Source organism: Pseudonocardia terrae, from assembly GCF_021343995.1.
GTDB lineage: Bacteria > Actinomycetota > Actinomycetes > Mycobacteriales > Pseudonocardiaceae > Pseudonocardia > Pseudonocardia terrae.
Genome location: NZ_JAJTTE010000016.1, coordinates 1 through 15,465 on the forward strand (window position 1 = coordinate 1; position 15,465 = coordinate 15,465).

The window sequence follows — 15,465 nt, forward strand, 5'->3', positions numbered from 1 at the left end:
GTGCGGGGCCGTGCTGTCGTGCGGGGCCGGGCTGTCGTGCGGGGCCGGGCTGTCGTGCGGGGCCGGGCTGTCGAGCGGGGCCGGGCTGGCGTGCGCGGTCGGGCGGCCGAGGGGCGTGGGGGTGTCGTGCGTGGCGGGGCCTTCGAGAGCAGCCGGTCGCGACGACGGGACGGCCAGCCACTCCGGGTCGGCCGGCAGCACCTCGGCGACGGCCGTGGGCAGGGCGCACCACGGCCCGGCCCCGGGTCCCGGGCGCCGGCTGAGCAGACCCCGTCGGAGCAGGGCGCGCAGGAGCGGGTCGACCGGAACGCCACCGGCGAGCCCGTCCGGGAGCACCGCGGCGCACCGGGCCGGATCGACCAGGGGCAGCCCGGTGGCCCGGACGGCTTCCAGCACCTCGCGCTCGGCGGCAGGCAGGACGGCCAGCGCGATCCGGGCCGCGGCTCGGGCGGCCGCCGCCGCGTCGAGCGGCCGGGCCCAGGCCGTCGACGGCCCCGTCGAGGTCCCCGTCGACGCCCCTGTCGACGCCCCTGTCGACGCCTCGGTCGACGCCCCCGGCAGCTCCTCCGACAGCTCGTCCGTCAACGCCCGGAGCGCGGCGGCCGGCGTCGGGCAGGCGCCCGCGAGCAGGCGCACCGCGAGCGGCGACCCGTGACACGACTCGAGCAACACGACCCCGGGCTCCGGACGGCTCGGCGCCGGGCACAGGACGGGCACACCGGGATTCGCGGGGTCCGCGGGGTCAGCGGGGTCAGCGGGGTCAGCGGGGTCGGCGCCCGGCAGCAGCGCGGCGGCCGCGGCGGGCGGCAGACCCCGCACCGCGACCGGGGCCAGGCCGTCCAGGTGCAGCTCGTCGAGCGGCTCGGTCGTGGTCACCAGCACCGCCGAACCACCGCCCGGGAGCAGTGCGCGGACCTGCGCGGCCGAGCGGGCGTCGTCGAGCACGAGCAGTGTGGGCGCCGCGGAGAGCACCGCGCGCAGCAGGGCGGCGCGGTGCGGCGTCGACGCCGGGATCTCGCCGGCCCGCACGCCGAGGTCGCGCAGCAGCTCGCGCAGCACCGGCCCCGGATCCGGGCCGGTCAGCGGCACGAAGCGGACCCCGCCCGGGTACCGGCCGGACAAGCGCGCGGCCGCGGCGAGGGCCACGGCGGTGGTCCCGATGCCGCGCCCGCCGGCCAGCACGACCCCGGGCGCGCCGGCGGCGAGCGTCCGCAGCACGGCGCCGAGCTCGGCCTCGCGGCCGACGAGCCCCGCGAGGGTGCCCGGGTCGACCGGGGGTGCGGCCGCCGGCTCGAGGAGGACCCGCCCCACCTGCACGACGGTCCCGACGGGTGCCGCCACCCGCAGGTCCAGCTCCGGCTCCCTCACCTGTCGCCCCGGCGGTCCGGCAGGCCGATCGTGAGGCCGCCGTGCAGCTCGCGCGCCTGGACGACGGACCCGGCCTGGCCGCCGTCGGCGATCTCGATCCGCATATCGGGGACGTCGGGCTCCTCCGGCCGGACGCCGGCGGACCCAGCTGCGTCGAGCAGCGCGGGAAGCGGGCCACCCGTGTGCAGCCAGGCGTGGCCGGAGAACACCTTCGCCGGCTCGAGGACGAGCACGCGCCGGAAGTCCTGCACCGGGAGCACGCCGCTGAGCTCGGTAAAGAGCGGATCGGACAGCGCCACCGCGAGATCGGTGCCGGGCCGGCGGACCAGCTCGGCCCGCAGCGCGCGGGACCCGAGGAGCCGGCAGGTGCGCACCACGCCGCTGCCGGCGAACCCGTTGCGGGCGGGGCGGCCCGGGCCGCGGTGGGCGGCCGCGCGCAGCCGGAGTCGCTCACGCGGGGTGGAGCGGTTGAGCGCCTCCAGCCCGGCGCCCAGCGCCTGCAGCATCGCGACGACCGCCCCGGGCTCCGCCGCCGGGCCGAGCAGGGCCACCTCGCCGTCGCCGTTGGGCTGGCGCAGCGCCTCCGTCCGCGCAGCCCGCCACGCCGCGTCGAGCAGCCCGGCGAGGGCCTCCTGGGCCCGTTCCTGGCCGGCGTCCGAGCGCCGGCTGTAGCCCTCCAGGTCGACCGCGACGCACAACCGGTCGCCCGGATCCCCCCGGCGTCCGATCACCCGTCCCCCTGTACACCCGACCGCCGTCCACGGGGAGCCTACGAGGTGGGGGCACCTTCCGGGTAGGTTCGGCATGTGGACCGCCCGGTCCGCGGGGCACCCGGGGGTGACCGGTCGGTGACGACCCAGGAGCGGACGGACGGCCGGTGGGCCGGCGTCGGGTCCGACCCTGCCCTCGATCCCGCGTTGTGGGCGGCGTTGCGCGCCCTCGGGCACTCCGCCGAGTTCGCCGCCGGCGTCACGATCCTCTTCCAGGGCTCGCCCTCGGAGTCGATGCTGCTGCTGGAGGAGGGCCTCGCCACGGTGAGCGTCACCGCCGCGGACGGGGCCGAGGTGTTCCTCGCCTTCCGCGGGCCCGGTTCCCTGCTCGGCGAGTTCGGCTACGTCGACCGCAGGCCGCGCTCCGCGATGGTCCGAGCCGCCGTGCCCACCCGCTGCCGGGTGGTGCCCCGTCCGGCCCTCGACCGGTTCCTCGGCGCCGACCACGAGGCGCAGCGGGCGGTCACGGCCGCCGTCGTCGCGAAGATGCGGGCGGTCACCGACCGCCGGGTCCGGTACACGCAGGGCCGCATCGGCGTCCGGATCGCGCGGGTGCTGCTCGACCACGCCCGCGAGTTCGGCGTGCCGGGCCCCGGCGGGGCGGTGGTGATCGACGTGCCGCTCGCCCAGCCGCGGATCGCCGACCTGGTGGGCGCCAAGCCGCGGATCGTGGGGCTCGAGCTGGCCCGGCTGCAGGAGGCCGGGCTGGTCGACACGGGCTACCGCTCGTCGCCGCGGAAGCTGCGGGTCCTCGATCCCGACGGCCTGCGGCGCAGGCTGGGCGAACCCGCCGGCTGAGCCCCGCAGGTGGCACCGGTGCGACATCACCGGGCCGGATCCCGGCGATCATCGGGGCCCGACGCCCGGCGACGGGAAGGAGCCGCGGTGAGCGCTGAACCCGATCCCGACGAGGGACCGGCACCGGCCCCGTCCGGTTTCGCCGTGGACGAGGACATGCTCGCGTTGCTCGGCCACGACGGCGCGGCGCTGCCGACGGAGCTCCCGTTCGACTCCTGGTGACCCAGGGCGGCCAGCCAGCGGCGCGCCCTCGCCTCACCGGTCCGGTCGCCCGCCGCGACCGCGGCCCGGAGCGCCGCCCCCAGCTCGACCGCCGCCGCACCCGCCCGCCCGGCCGCGGCCAGCGCCTCACCCAGCCCCTGCCGCGGGGCCGCCGGCTCCGGCCCGCCGAGGTCCGCGTGCAGCGCGCAGCTGCGGCGGTAGGCCTCGACGGCTCCCGCGGCGTCGCACGCGGCCAGGCGTGCGTCGCCGAGGCCGTGCCACACCGCGGCCTGCCCCGGCCCGTGGTCCAGCACCCGGAACCGTTCCAGCGCCCCCGCCCCGCAGTGCAGGGCACGGTCCGTGCGGCCGCGCGAGCACGCCACCACCCCGAGCCCGTGCAGGGCCCACGCCGTGGTCCCCACCGCCTCCGCGCCCCGGTGTGCGCGCAGCAGCGCGATCACGCGCAGGTAGAGCTGCTCGGCGCGGCCCCCGTCGCCCAGCTCGCGGTGCACCTCGGCCCGCGCCAGCACCGCCCCGGCCGCCCCGACCGGGTCGCCGGCGTCGAGGAAGCGGCGCTCGGCCCCGTCGAGGGCACCCAGGGCGAGGTCGGCGCGGCCGCGCTCGCGGAGCGCGACGGCGATCCGCACCTGCAGCTCCGCCCGCCGCTCCGGCGGACCCTCGGCCTCCGCGCACCGCAACGCCGCGGCCTGGACCCGGTGCCAGTGCGACCAGGGCGCCGGGAGTGTGTCGCGGTCCGCGAGGACGTCGGCGACCTGGTCGAGCCCGATCCGGTCGGACCGCTCGAGGTCCTCGGCGACGACGACGAGGTTGTCCCACTCGGCCGCGAACCAGCCGTGGTCCGCGGGTCGGCCCGGGGTGGGGCGGGCGCGGTCGAGTGCCTGCAGGTAGGCGTGGGCGACCCGCTGCCGGGCGGCCGTGGCCATCCGCTCGCCGCCCGTGTCGCGCAGCGCCTCCTCCGCGAACCGCCGGGCGGTGCCGCGCAGGGCGTACCGCGGGGGCGTGCCCGCCCGCCGGTCGACGAGCCGGGCCACCGCGAGCACGGCCAGCGCCGGCCCGACGTACTCGACGTCAACCCCGGCCAGCGCCGCCGCCGTCGTCGGCGTGACGTCGGCGAGCGGCATCGCCCCGAGCGTGCGCAGCACCCGGCGCTCGGTCGGCCCGAGCTGGGCGTAGGCCGCGGCGTACGACGCCCGCAGGGTCCGGTCACCGATCCGGAGCCCGGCGAACGTGCGGTGCCGGTCGCGCAGCTCGGCGGCGAGCCGCTCCGGCGTGAGGTCCGGGTCGGCGGCCAGGCGGGCGGCCGCGATGCGCAGCGCGAGCGGCAGGCGGTCGCAGACCGCGGCGAGCTCGTCGACGCCGGGGCCGGGGCCGCCGAGGAGGACACGGGCCTCGTCCGGGTCGAGATCGCCGACCTCGACCCGAACGGCGGCGCCGTCGGGCAGTGCGAGCGGGCAGGCCGCGGTGAGCAGGGCGAACGAGCCGGCCCGGGTGGGCAGGAGCCCGGCGACCAGCCCGGCGTCGGGGACGTCGTCGAGCAGGAGGAGGACGCGCCGCTCGGTCAGGGCGGCCCGCAGCGCGGCCCGGGCGTCCACGGTCCGTTCGGGGACGGGCAGGCCCAGCCCGGCGAGCAGCCGGCCCGCCGGGCCGGCCGTCCCGGGCGGCCGGTCGCGCAGGTCCTCGGCGAGGACGCCGTCGGGGAAGAGCGGGGCGAGCCGGTGCGCGGCCTCGACGGCCAGCGCCGTGGTGCCCGCGCCCGGACGGCCGGTCAGCAGCACCGCCCGCACGGGTCCGCGGACGGCCCGCACGATCTCCGCCAGCTCGCGGCGCCGCCCGGCGAAACCGTGCGGGCGCGGCGGGAGGGCGCCCGGCACCGCTCCCGACGCAACGCCCGACCCACTGCCGACCAACCCGGCGAGCGGGACGGCGACCGTGCCGACCTGGACCGCGGCACCGACAGGGGCGTCGAGGCGCAGGGTCAGCCGCCCGACGGCGTGTGCGGCTTCGCCCACCCCGTGATCACCTCCTGCCCGGTCGAATACCCAGTGTCGTCGATCGCTCGATGCTCCGTGACCGGGGCGCGTTCCGTGGACGTGCACCGGACAGGTGTAACCAACGGCAACGTTGCAGCGACCTGATCAGTGCTGATCGACGGGACGTCAGCGGGGCACATCGGCGGGGGACACCGGCGAGGAGGAGGCGGGCGGCGATGCCGCAGAAGGGGCTGGACCCCCTGCAGGAGGACCTGCCGGAGCCCGTGCGCGAGGTCGTCACGGTGCTGCGGGCGATCTACACCGACGGCCCCTTCGACCGGCTCCGCCTGGTCGAGGAGGCGATCGTGCGGGCCCGCACCGACCGTCCCGACCTGGTCACGGTCTCGTCGGCCACCTGCTCCCGGATGCTCGGCCCACGTCGCTCGCCCGACGGTCGCAGCGCCCTGCCGCGCTGGCCCTCGGTGCGGGCCTTCCTGGTCGTGCACGGCGAGGACCCGGAGCCGTTCGAGACGCGCTGGACGTCGGCCCGGGACGCGTGGACGGCGGGCGAGGACGCGGAGGACACCGGGAACGCCGCGGAGGTCGGCGGTACCGGCGTCGGCAACGCCGCCGGTACCACCGGCCGCACCACGGTCGGAGGTGCGGATACCGCCGGGACGACCGCCCGCGAGGGCGCGCAGGCTCCCGCCGACCCGCCCCGGCGGAGTGGCCGCACCCGGTTCCTGGCGCTCGCGCTCGCCGGGCTCGCGCTCTTCGGGGCGGGCACGGTCTTCGGCCTCCTCCTCGGCCGCGGATCCTCCGAGCAGCAGACCGTGGCGGTGTCGCCGCTCGCCCTGCCCGGCGTGGCGACCACCGAGCCGGCCGGCCCCGGCGGGGTGAACTGCGGCGACGGCGGCGCGGGCGCCGACGTCCGGTTCCTCTCCGTGGCCTCGGACGACGGGCAGCCCGGGATCCCGGCCCGGATCCGGGTCGACCTCGAGGTCGTCGAGCCCGCGGACCCGGACCACACCTACTGGCTGATGCTGCGCCTGTTCACCGAGGGCCTGCCCTTCTTCGCGAAGGCCCCCGTCCGGGCCGACTCCGGGCCCGCCTCGTTCGTGCTCGCCTTCGACTCCCCGATCGGGTCCGTCCGCGATTTGTTCGTGGTGGAGGCGGACGCCGGTGCGGGACAGTGGCTCCGGGAGAGCTACGAGCACGACGGCGACAGCAGCTGGGCGCAGAAGCGCGGGTCGCTGCCGCCGGGCACCGACATCGTCTCCGGGACCTGCCGGGTCGAGCGCACCCGCTGAGCCGCGGTGGCGAGCGCCACTTTCGTCCCGGTTCGGGCGAAATGTCCCCCGTGTCGGTAGCCTGCTCCCGGAGGGCGGCGACGCCGACATCGACTTCAGGAGGCCGGGTGCTCGAGGTCAGCGGGCTGGCGTGGGCCGTGACGATCGGGGCGATCGTCCTGCTGCTCGCGCTGGACCTGATCGTGGCGGCCCTGAAGCCCCACCGGGTGGGCTTCCGCGAGGCCGTGCTCTGGTCGGTCTTCTACATCGCCGTGGCCGTGCTGTTCGGCGTGGTGTTCTGGGCGTATGCCGGCAGCGAGTTCGGCATCGAGTACTTCAGCGGCTACCTCGTCGAGAAGAGCCTCTCGGTCGACAACCTGTTCGTCTTCGTGATCATCATGACGACGTTCGCGGTCCCCGAGGAGCACCAGCACAAGGTCCTGACCTTCGGGATCGTGCTCGCGCTGATCATGCGCGGCATCTTCATCGCCGTCGGTGCCACGCTGCTCAACGCCTTCTCGTTCATGTTCCTGGTGTTCGGCCTGCTGCTGCTCTACACCGCCGTGCAGCTCTTCCGGCACCGCGACGAGGACCCGGACGTCGAGGACAATGCCGTGGTCAAGGGCGCGCGCCGGCTCTTCCCGGTCAGCGACGAGTACCACGGCGGCAGGCTGTTCGCGAAGGTCGACGGCAAGCGGCTGGCCACGCCGCTGTTCATCGTGCTGGTCGCGATCGGCGGCATCGACCTGTTGTTCGCGCTCGACTCCATCCCCGCGGTGTTCGGCGTGACCAGCGAGGCCTACATCGTCTTCGCGGCCAACGCCTTCGCCCTGCTCGGCCTGCGCGCGCTGTTCTTCCTGGTGAAGGGCCTGCTGGACCGGCTGGTGTACCTCTCGACCGGGCTGTCGGTCATCCTGGCGTTCATCGGGGTGAAGCTGATCCTGCACTGGCTGCACGTCGACATCAGCCCGTCGGTGCCGGAGATCCCGACGACGCTGAGCCTCGCCGTGATCATCGGAATCCTGGTGGTCGTGACGGTCGCGAGCCTGATCAGGACGCGCAACGACCCCGGCCAGCGGGCGCACGCGGGTTCACTGCGGGCCAGCCGGAAGGCTCCCGGCGCGGTGGGGGCGTCGGAGCAGGAGCGGGACCGCTAGGATGGCAATGTGCGCCACGCGCTGACCTCCCGGCGGGAGATCATTACCCGGCGCGCCGGCTGAGCCAGGTCGCCGGCGCGCTGTTCCTGTGCGCCCGCCCGGGACCTGGCCCGGATCCCCACCTCGCGAAGGAGATCCGATGACCGCCGCCCTGCCGTCCGCGCCCGCCGCCCCTCGTGTCCCGGGTGCCGTGACCGTCGCCGTCACCGTGACCGGGGGCCTCGACGGCGTCCAGCGCGTCGTGACCCTGCTGCGCGGCCGCGGCTACCCGGTCCGCGAGCTCACCGCCGACCTCGCCGACGACGACACCGGCGCCCTCGGGGTCCGCCTGCCGCTGACGCCCGAGGAGGCCGAGCTGCTGGTCGCGCGCCTGCACCGGCTGCCGGCCGTGCTGCACGTGACCGTCGGCTGACGCCGGCCGTCGCAGGCCGAGCCGTCCCAGCAAGCCGTCGCAGCCGAGCCGTCTCAGCCGAGCCGTCTCAGCCGAGCCGCCTCAGCCGAGCCCGGGCCCGCCCACCGGGGTGAGCTCGATGTACTCGGGCGGGCCCGCGAGCAGCGGCAGCACCGCGCCGAGGCCGGCCTCGCCGAGGTCGCGCTCCAGCGCGGCTTCGGACGCCGCCTCGTCCGCCCACACCTCGGTGACCCAGACGGCGTCCTCCTCGTCCGGAGCGCGGTTGACGATGTACAGCTCGCAGCCCGGCGCCGACCGCATGCCCTCGGCGACCCGGAGCATGCCCTCGGCCAGTGCGCCCCCGTCCCCGGGGGTCGCGATCATGCGGACGTACCTGCCGACGCGGGCGCTCATGCGGCGACGGTAACCGCGCCGGGGTCAGGCGGCGGTGACCGGGTCGGCGGCCGCGTCGACCGACGGCGTGCCGAAGCGCCGCAGCACCCGGCCCTCGGCGGTGAAGGCCGGCCAGCCCGGTGCGCCGGTCCGGGCGAACGCCGTCCAGGCGGCGACCATCTCGTCGGCCAGTGCGCGAGGCGGGTCCTCGCCGGCCAGGGCGTCGGGCCCGGCGGCGCGTTCCGGCGTGCCGAACACGAACGGCAGGTCCAGGGCGTGGCAGGCGCCCAGCCCACCGCCGAAGGCGGGGGAGCGCCAGCCGAACTCGTAGACGTGGGTGGCGCCGGAGCCCGTCCCGGTGTGCGCGAGAGCGAGGCGCAGCGCCGGACCGCGGAACACCAGATCGGTGAGCACGGCGCCGTACCGCTCGCCCGGCGTGGTCCCGGTGCCCGCGGCCAGCAGCTCCGCGGCCTGCGGGTGTACGGCGCCGAGCCCGGCGAGGGCCTGGGCGTCGGTCAGCGCGCCGAGCACCCCGGTCGGCACGAGGTAGAGGTTCATCTCCTCGGCGTTGAAGCCGGTGATCACGTCAATGCCTGCGGCAGAGCCCTCGGCGACGGCGTCGAGCGGGGAGCGCGGCAGGACGTCGTCGCCCACCACCGGGCAGAACCCGCCGAGCCCGAAGCCGGGATCGACGCCGTCGGGTTCCCGCAGGTCGCCGCGCTTGAGCGGATCGGCCATGCGGTCCTGCGCGGCCAGGGTGTCGGTCAGGGAGCGCCCGCGGAAGGCCTCGGCGGTGGGCTCCACGCCGAGCTCGGCCGCCACGCGCGCGGCGAACCCGCGCAACGGCCCCTCGCTGTGCACCATCTCCGCGCCGCCGCTCTGCACGATCGCCCGGCGGAACAGCCCGGCCGCGCGCGGCGAGCCGAGCAGGCTGCCGACGCTCATCGCGCCCGCGGACTCCCCGAACACCGTGACCTGCGCGGCGTCGCCGCCGAACGCGGCCGCGTTCTCCTGGACCCATGCCAGGGCCGCGAGCTGGTCGCGCAGCCCGATGTTGGTGGCCCCGCCGGCCAGCGGGAGGAAACCCTCGATCCCCAGCCGGTAGGTCACCGACACGAGCACGACGCCGGCGCGGGCCAGCGCGGTCCCGTCGTAGACCGGGGCGCCCGGCTCGCCGGCGACGAACGCGCCGCCGTGCACGAAGACCATCACGGGCAGTCCGGAGCCGCCGGGGTCCGGCGTCCAGACGTCGACGGTCAGGTAGTCGTCGCCCGGCCGCCAGCCCTGTCCGACGACGGGGGAGAGGTCCAGGGCGCCGAAGGTGCGCGGCGGCTGCGGGGCGTTCGGGCCGGCGGTGGTGCAGTCCCGCACCCCGTCCCAGGCGGGTGCCGGCGCGGGCGCGGCGAACCGGAGCGGGCCGACGGGCGGTGCCGCGTAGGGCACGCCCAGGAACCGGGCAACCCCGTCCTTCTCGACGCCCCGGATCCGGCCTGCGGTGGTGACCGCCTCCGGCGCCCGGCGGCCCTGGTCCTCGACCGACCGCTCGCTCGTCTGCACGGTCTCCGGTCTACCGGATCACGGCAGCGGAAGCACGAGAATGCGGTCGTCGTCGGGGCCGGGGTCGCCCCGGCCGTCCCGGTTGCTGGTGGTGAACCACAGCGACTTCCCGTCCGGCGCCGCCGCGACGGTGCGGATGCGGCCGTACGTGCCCTGGAACAGCACCTGCGGCTCGCCCAGCGACCCGTCCGGGTTCACCGGGTAGCGGAAGAGCCGTTCGCCGCCGAGCGCGCCGGCGTAGAGCGCGCCGTCCGCGTAGGTCAGGCCGCTCCACGAGGCGTCGTCCGTGCGCTGCTGGGCCAGCGGGTCGACGAAGCCGTCGCGGCCCTCCGGGCCCTCCACCTCCGGCCAGCCGTAGTTCGCACCCGGCGTGATCAGGTTGATCTCGTCCCAGGTGCTCTGGCCGAACTCCGCCGAGTACAGCCGCCCGGACGGATCCCAGGCCAGGCCCTGCGGGTTGCGGTGGCCGAGGCTGTAGACCGCAGTGCCGAACGGGTTGCCGAGTGCCGCCTGCCCGTCCTTGGTGAGCCGCAGGATCTTCCCGCCCGGGTCGTCCCGGTCCTGGGCCGGCTCGCCGCGGCCCGCCTCGCCCGTCGCGACGTACAGGAAGCCGTCCGGGCCGAACGCGATCCGGCCGCCGTCGTGGTTGCCGCCCTTCGGGATCCCGATGAGGATCTCCTGCTGCCGCGACCCGTCGATCGTGCCGTCCGGGTTCGCCGTGAGCCGGACGACCCGGTTGTCGTCCGAGGTCGTGAACATGACGTAGACACCGCGGTCGGTGGCGTAGTCGGGGGAGAGCGCGATCCCGAGCAGCCCGCCCTCCCCGGTCGGCGTGACGCCGTCGACCCTGCCCAGCCTCGTCACCGCGCCGTCCGGGGCGACCCGGGAGATCGTCGCCGGGATCCGTTCGGTGACCAGCGCGGAGCCGTCCGGCAGGAAGGCGATGCCCCACGGCACCTCGAGGCCCGACGCCAGCACCCGCGGCTCGCCGGCCGTCGGTGCGCTCTGTGGGGAGGCGGACGGGGTGCCGGGCGGGCCGGGCGACGTGGGCGCCGGGGCGGACCCGGCGCAGGCCGCCGTGAGGGTCAGCGCGCCCGCGAGCAGCAGCGCGGCGCCGGTCCGGAGGGGGAGGGCGGTGGGGGAGCGCACGGGCCGAACCTAGCCGTCGGAACCCTTCCGGGCGCGACGAACCCGACGGGATGGGAGGAAAGCGACATCCGGGTGGGGCCTGCACCCGGGCGGTCCGGTGGGTGGCCCCGCTCCGCCGCCCACCGACGTCGGGCACTCTGGAGGGCATGACCGTGGACCACATCCTGCTGGCGATCCCGCCGCTGGCGGTGTACCTGATCGTCGGGCTCGTGGTGGGTGTGGAGAGCCTCGGCATCCCCCTGCCCGGCGAGATCGTCCTGGTCAGCGCGGCGCTGCTGGCGTCGCACCATCAGCTGGCGGTCGACCCGGTCGCGGTGGGTGGGGCCGCGATCGCCGGCGCCGTCGTCGGCGACTCGATCGGCTACCTGATCGGCCGCCGCTACGGCATGACCCTGTTCGACCGGCTCGGCAGGCGCTTCCCGAAGCACTTCGGACCGCGGCACGTCGCGCTGGCCGAGCGCTTCTTCGGCCGCTGGGGCATGTGGGCGGTGTTCTTCGGCCGGTTCGTCGCCCTGCTGCGGATCTTCGCGGGGCCGCTCGCCGGGGCGCTGCGGATGCACTACCCGCGCTTCCTCGTCGCGAACGTCGCGGGGGCGATCGCGTGGGCCGGCGGGACCACCGCCGCCGTGTACTACCTGGGGATCGTCGCCGAGAAGTGGCTGTCCCGGTTCTCCTGGGTCGGCCTCGGCGTGGCGGTCGTCGTGGGTGTCGCCGTCGCGCTCGTGGTGCGGCGGCGCACCCACCGGATGCTCGACGAGGTCGAGGTCCCGGATCAGGCCGCACCGGTGTCGGCGGGCGACGACACGGCGGGCTCCGCCGGCACCACCGGTCCGGCCGGCACCGCCGGCTCCACGGCCCCGACCTCGGCCCCGTGACCGAGAACCGGCACGTGGCCGGCGGCATCGAGCTCCGGGGAACGCACCCCCAGGGCGCGCAGGGTCGCCGCGACCACGGCCGGGACTGGCCGTGCGGCGCCGTCGAGCACCGTGAGGGCCAGCGCCCGACCGTCGGGTAGCGAGGCGGCGAACACGCCCTCCGCCCCGTCCTTCGCGACGAGCCCGGGCACGGCCCGCAGGATGCGCGTCACCGGGCGGGCGGGCCCGCCGAGCCACTCCGGGTACGCCCGGACCGCCGCGGCGACCCGGCCCTCGGGGCTCGCGGGGTCGGCGGTCGCGATCGCGGCGAAGGCGCGGGCCAGCCCGGCGACGGTGCAGGAGAACAACGGTGCACCGCAGCCGTCGACGGCCACGTGGCGCACCTCGTCGCCGGTCAGCGCCTCGACGTGCCGGCGGATCGCCCGCTGCAGCGGGTGCGCGGGATCGAGGTACGTGCCCGTGTCCCACCCCGCGGCCACGCAGGTCGCGAGCATCGCGGCGTGCTTGCCCGAGCAGTTCTGGGCGACCGGCTCCGGTGCCGAGCCTGCGGCGCGCCAGGCCGCGGCGGCGCCGGGGTCGAGCGGGAGGTCCGGGGTGTTGCGCAGCGCGCCCGTGTCGAGCCCGGCCGCGGCGAGGATCCGGGCCGCGCCCGCGCGGTGCATCGGCAGGCCGGCGTGGCTGGCGGCCGCGAGCGCGAGCAGCTCGCCGTCGAGGTCCAGCCCGGCGCGCAGCATCGCGGCCGCCTGGACGGGCTTGAGTGCCGAGCGCGGGAAGAAGGTGGTGCCGGGCCGGCCGATCTGCGGCCCGTCGATCGTCGCCAGGTGCCCCAGGTGCACCGACTCGACCACCCCGGACCGGACGACGGTGGCCAGGGTCCCGGCCCCCGTCGCGACACTGCTCGCCTCGCCCACGGACGGGCACGCTAGCCGCCGCCCGCCCGGCCCGCTGCCCGTCACGGCGAGGATCACGCGCCGACGACGCCCGGGGCCAGCCTCGGCGGGTTCGGTCCGTAGGCGTTGCCGCGCGCGGCCCGGGCGCGCACACCGGGCAGCCCGAAGACCCACCGGAGAGCGGCCGGCGGGGCGATCGCGCGGTCCCGCTCGCGCGCCTGCACCACCCGCCGCTCGGTGCGGACCTGCTGGGCCTGCACCGTGCGGATCGCCGGCTCCCGGTCGCCCTGCACCGCGATCAGGTCGCTCTCGTGCACGCCGCCCGCGCGCAGGGCCGGGACCAGCCGGTTCGCCGCGGCGACGGCGTCCTGCAGGGCCATGAGGATGCCGTTGCCGCCGACCGGGGAGATGACGTGCGCGGCGTCGCCGATCAGCAGCAGGCCCGGCCGCCACCAGCGCTCCACCCGGGCGATGTCGACCGACAGCAGGGTCGTCTGCCGCAGGTCGGTGAGCAGGTCGACGCGGTCGGCCAGCCACGGCACGTGCGTACGCAGGAACGCACGGATCGGCTCGACGCCGGCCTTCCGCGCGGCCGGGAAGCCGCCCTTGGGTAGCGACCAGCCGACCTGCCAGTCCTCCGGCCCGCCGAGCAGCCCGACGTAGTGGTCGGCGCCGAAGTAGAGGTCGACGTCGGCCTCGGGCGGGTCGTCCGGGCGGCGGGGCAGCGTGAACCACAGGATGTCCGTCTGCGCGCCGAGCGAGCGGGCCGGCAACCCGGCCAGGGCCCGCACCTTGGAGAAACGGCCGTCGGCGCCGACGACCAGGCTCGCCGGGAGCTCCTCCTCGCCGATCCGCACGCCCGTCACCACCCCGTGCTCCTCGAGTAGCGCCGAGACCCGCGCCGAGGTGCGCAGCTCGAACGCCGGCAGCGCGGCGGCCTTCGCCGCGAGGAAGTCGAGGAACCGGGCCTGCGGCATGAGCGCGACGTACGGGAAGCGGCTGTCGAGCGCGCCGTAGTCGGCCGGGGTGAGCGTGCCGGCGGGGGTGTGGAAGCGGAAGTACCGGGCGGGGAAGTGCGGGAGCCGGAGCAGCTCGTCGGCCAGCCCCAGCTCGTCGAGCAGCTCGAGGGTCCACGGATGCAGCGAGTCGCCGCGGAACCGGCGGTCGAAGTCGCGGTGCGCCTCCAGCAGCGTCACCGGCACCCCGGCCCGCGCCAGCAGGTAGGCCAGCAGCATCCCGCCGGGCCCGCCGCCGACCACACGGACCGGTGTCGTCGCGCTCATGGTCCTCACGCTACCCGCTCGACGGCAAAGCCTCTCGATGATCGAGTGATCATTCCGGGCTGTCGGCCACGTTCCGGGCCTGGCACGATGCCCGGCATGGCCACGCCGCGGCGGACGAGGGTGGAGACGGTCGGCGAGGGCGCGGCGGTCACCACGCTCGAGCTCTTCTTCGACCTCGTATTCGTGTTCGCGCTCACCCGCGCCACCGACTGGATGGCCGAGGACCCGACCGCCGAGGTCGTGCTCCGGGGCGTGCTGATCCTCGTCGTCATGTGGTGGGCGTGGGTCGGCTACTCCTGGCTCGGCAACGTCGCCAAGGCCGACGAGGGCCTGATCAGGGTCGGCATGCTCGTCGCGATGGCCGGGGTGTTCCTCGCCTCGATCACCATCCCCGAGGCGTTCGACGACCTGCCCGGCGGCCTGTCCGGGCCCGTCGTGTTCGCGGTCGCGTACTTCATCGTCCGGATCGTGCACCTCGGCATGTTCTGGATCTGCAGCCGCGACGACCCGCAGCTGCGCGGCCAGGTCGTGCGGTGGATCCCGTCCGTGGTGCTGGGCACGGTGCTGCTGCTCCTCGCCTCGCAGGCCGAGGGCTGGGTGCAGACCGCGCTCTGGGCGGGCGCCCTGCTCGGCGACTACGTGGGCACCGCGCTGGCCGGCGCCTCCTGGCGGCTGAACTCCGCGAGCCACTTCGCCGAGCGGCACGGGTTGATCATCATCGTGGCGCTCGGCGAGTCGATCGTGTCCATCGGCATCGGCGTGGCCGCACTGCCGATCTCCTGGCCGATCATCATCGGGAGCGTGCTCGGACTCGCGGTCGCGGGCGCGATGTGGTGGGCCTACTTCGACGTCACCTCGATCCTCACCGAGCACGCCCTCGCCGAGGCGACCGGCGAGCGGCAGATCAGGCTGGCCCGCGGCGGCTACACCTTCCTGCACCTGCCGATGGTCGTCGGGATCATCCTCATGTCGCTCGGCCTCAAGAAGGCCCTGACCTTCATCGGCGGCGGCGAGGGGCACACGCTCGGCGAGCCGCTCTACGGCATCCCGCTCGCCGCGCTCTACGGCGGCGCGGCGATCTACCTCTTCGCGCACGTCTGGTTCAAGCGCTACATGATCGGCACGCTGAACGTGGAGCGCATCGTCGTCGGCGTGGTGCTGCTCGCGATCACGCCGCTGGTCGCGATGGTCCCGGCCGTCGTCGCGCTGCTGATCCTGGCCGTGGTCCTCTGCGGTCTCGTCGGCTACGAGACCCACCGGTTCCGCGAGCTCCGCCACCAGGTGCGGCACGGGCAGGCGGGGCGCGCGGAGCAGTGAGTCTCGCGGCGCCCACGAGAGGCCTGTGAGGCCTGG

Annotated in this window: 13 protein-coding genes and 1 pseudogene; 6 read left to right on the forward strand and 8 right to left on the reverse strand. The window is 76.2% G+C overall.

Annotated features, from left to right (window positions below; translation table 11 throughout):
• Together LWC33_RS12770 and LWC33_RS12775 are read right to left on the reverse strand one after the other, a co-directional pair.
• Nucleotides 1-1,368, reverse strand: a pseudogene (locus LWC33_RS12770) (hypothetical protein); the annotation flags it as partial.
• Nucleotides 1,365-2,099: a hypothetical protein gene (locus LWC33_RS12775; RefSeq protein WP_233304551.1), complete on the reverse strand. Its 735-nt coding sequence runs from the start codon at nt 2,097-2,099 to the stop codon at nt 1,365-1,367. The pseudogene LWC33_RS12770 and the gene LWC33_RS12775, both read right to left, overlap by 4 nt.
• A 117-nt stretch (nt 2,100-2,216) precedes the next feature.
• On the opposite strand from LWC33_RS12775, the gene LWC33_RS12780 reads away from it, so the two are divergent.
• On the forward strand, nt 2,217-2,936 hold the full coding sequence (locus LWC33_RS12780; protein ID WP_233304552.1) for a Crp/Fnr family transcriptional regulator: 720 nt from the start codon (nt 2,217-2,219) through the stop codon (nt 2,934-2,936).
• Between the two features lie 26 nt (nt 2,937-2,962).
• Here the strand turns inward: LWC33_RS12780 and LWC33_RS35955 are convergent, their stop codons facing one another.
• A complete protein-coding gene (locus LWC33_RS35955; protein WP_233304553.1) occupies nt 2,963-5,167 on the reverse strand; it encodes a tetratricopeptide repeat protein in 2,205 nt (734 codons plus the stop codon).
• A gap of 197 nt (nt 5,168-5,364) precedes the next feature.
• On the opposite strand from LWC33_RS35955, the gene LWC33_RS12790 reads away from it, so the two are divergent.
• The 3 genes from LWC33_RS12790 (at nt 5,365) to LWC33_RS12800 (ending at nt 7,986) form a co-directional block, all read left to right on the forward strand.
• Entirely contained in the window at nt 5,365-6,438 is a 1,074-nt protein-coding gene (locus LWC33_RS12790) for a hypothetical protein (protein WP_233304556.1), read from the forward strand.
• 107 nt (nt 6,439-6,545) lie between these two features.
• Nucleotides 6,546-7,574: a TerC family protein gene (locus tag LWC33_RS12795; RefSeq protein WP_233304557.1), complete on the forward strand. Its 1,029-nt coding sequence runs from the start codon at nt 6,546-6,548 to the stop codon at nt 7,572-7,574.
• 139 nt (nt 7,575-7,713) lie between these two features.
• The gene (locus tag LWC33_RS12800; RefSeq protein ID WP_233304558.1) at nt 7,714-7,986 is read left to right on the forward strand and encodes a hypothetical protein; all 273 of its coding nucleotides are present in this window, start codon (nt 7,714-7,716) and stop codon (nt 7,984-7,986) included.
• Between the two features lie 81 nt (nt 7,987-8,067).
• On the opposite strand, the gene LWC33_RS12805 is transcribed toward LWC33_RS12800, so the two are convergent.
• The 3 genes from LWC33_RS12805 to LWC33_RS12815 are packed head-to-tail and all read right to left on the reverse strand — an operon-like array spanning nt 8,068 to nt 11,064.
• On the reverse strand, nt 8,068-8,379 hold the full coding sequence (locus tag LWC33_RS12805; protein ID WP_233304559.1) for a putative quinol monooxygenase: 312 nt from the start codon (nt 8,377-8,379) through the stop codon (nt 8,068-8,070).
• Between the two features lie 24 nt (nt 8,380-8,403).
• On the reverse strand, nt 8,404-9,915 hold the full coding sequence (locus LWC33_RS35960; protein WP_233304560.1) for a carboxylesterase/lipase family protein: 1,512 nt from the start codon (nt 9,913-9,915) through the stop codon (nt 8,404-8,406).
• A gap of 18 nt (nt 9,916-9,933) precedes the next feature.
• Entirely contained in the window at nt 9,934-11,064 is a 1,131-nt protein-coding gene (locus LWC33_RS12815) for a PQQ-dependent sugar dehydrogenase (protein ID WP_233304561.1), read from the reverse strand.
• A gap of 146 nt (nt 11,065-11,210) precedes the next feature.
• Between LWC33_RS12815 and LWC33_RS12820 the strand changes: the two genes are divergently transcribed.
• The gene (locus LWC33_RS12820) at nt 11,211-11,939 is read left to right on the forward strand and encodes a DedA family protein (protein WP_233304562.1); all 729 of its coding nucleotides are present in this window, start codon (nt 11,211-11,213) and stop codon (nt 11,937-11,939) included.
• Here LWC33_RS12820 and LWC33_RS12825 read toward each other — a convergent pair.
• Together LWC33_RS12825 and LWC33_RS12830 are read right to left on the reverse strand one after the other, a co-directional pair.
• Complete coding sequence (locus LWC33_RS12825) at nt 11,837-12,850, reverse strand: asparaginase (protein WP_233304564.1); 1,014 nt, start codon at nt 12,848-12,850, stop codon at nt 11,837-11,839. The two genes, LWC33_RS12820 and LWC33_RS12825, sit on opposite strands and share 103 nt — an antisense overlap.
• A 53-nt stretch (nt 12,851-12,903) precedes the next feature.
• Entirely contained in the window at nt 12,904-14,112 is a 1,209-nt protein-coding gene (locus LWC33_RS12830) for an FAD-dependent oxidoreductase (protein ID WP_233304565.1), read from the reverse strand.
• A gap of 96 nt (nt 14,113-14,208) precedes the next feature.
• Here LWC33_RS12830 and LWC33_RS12835 point away from each other — a divergent pair, with 96 nt between their 5' ends.
• Complete coding sequence (locus LWC33_RS12835) at nt 14,209-15,429, forward strand: low temperature requirement protein A (RefSeq protein WP_233304566.1); 1,221 nt, start codon at nt 14,209-14,211, stop codon at nt 15,427-15,429.
• The last annotated feature ends 36 nt before the right edge of the window (nt 15,430-15,465 follow it).

Excerpts from the sequence above, each read along its gene's own strand:
- LWC33_RS12790 (WP_233304556.1), top strand. The coding sequence starts at position 5,365 with ATGCCGCAGAAGGGGCTGGACCCCCTGCAGGAGGACCTGCCGGAGCCC.
- LWC33_RS12800 (WP_233304558.1), top strand. The coding sequence starts at position 7,714 with ATGACCGCCGCCCTGCCGTCCGCGCCCGCCGCCCCTCGTGTCCCGGGT.
- LWC33_RS12805 (WP_233304559.1), bottom strand. The coding sequence starts at position 8,379 with ATGAGCGCCCGCGTCGGCAGGTACGTCCGCATGATCGCGACCCCCGGG.
- LWC33_RS12820 (WP_233304562.1), top strand. The coding sequence starts at position 11,211 with ATGACCGTGGACCACATCCTGCTGGCGATCCCGCCGCTGGCGGTGTAC.
- LWC33_RS12830 (WP_233304565.1), bottom strand. The coding sequence starts at position 14,112 with ATGAGCGCGACGACACCGGTCCGTGTGGTCGGCGGCGGGCCCGGCGGG.
- LWC33_RS12835 (WP_233304566.1), top strand. The coding sequence starts at position 14,209 with ATGGCCACGCCGCGGCGGACGAGGGTGGAGACGGTCGGCGAGGGCGCG.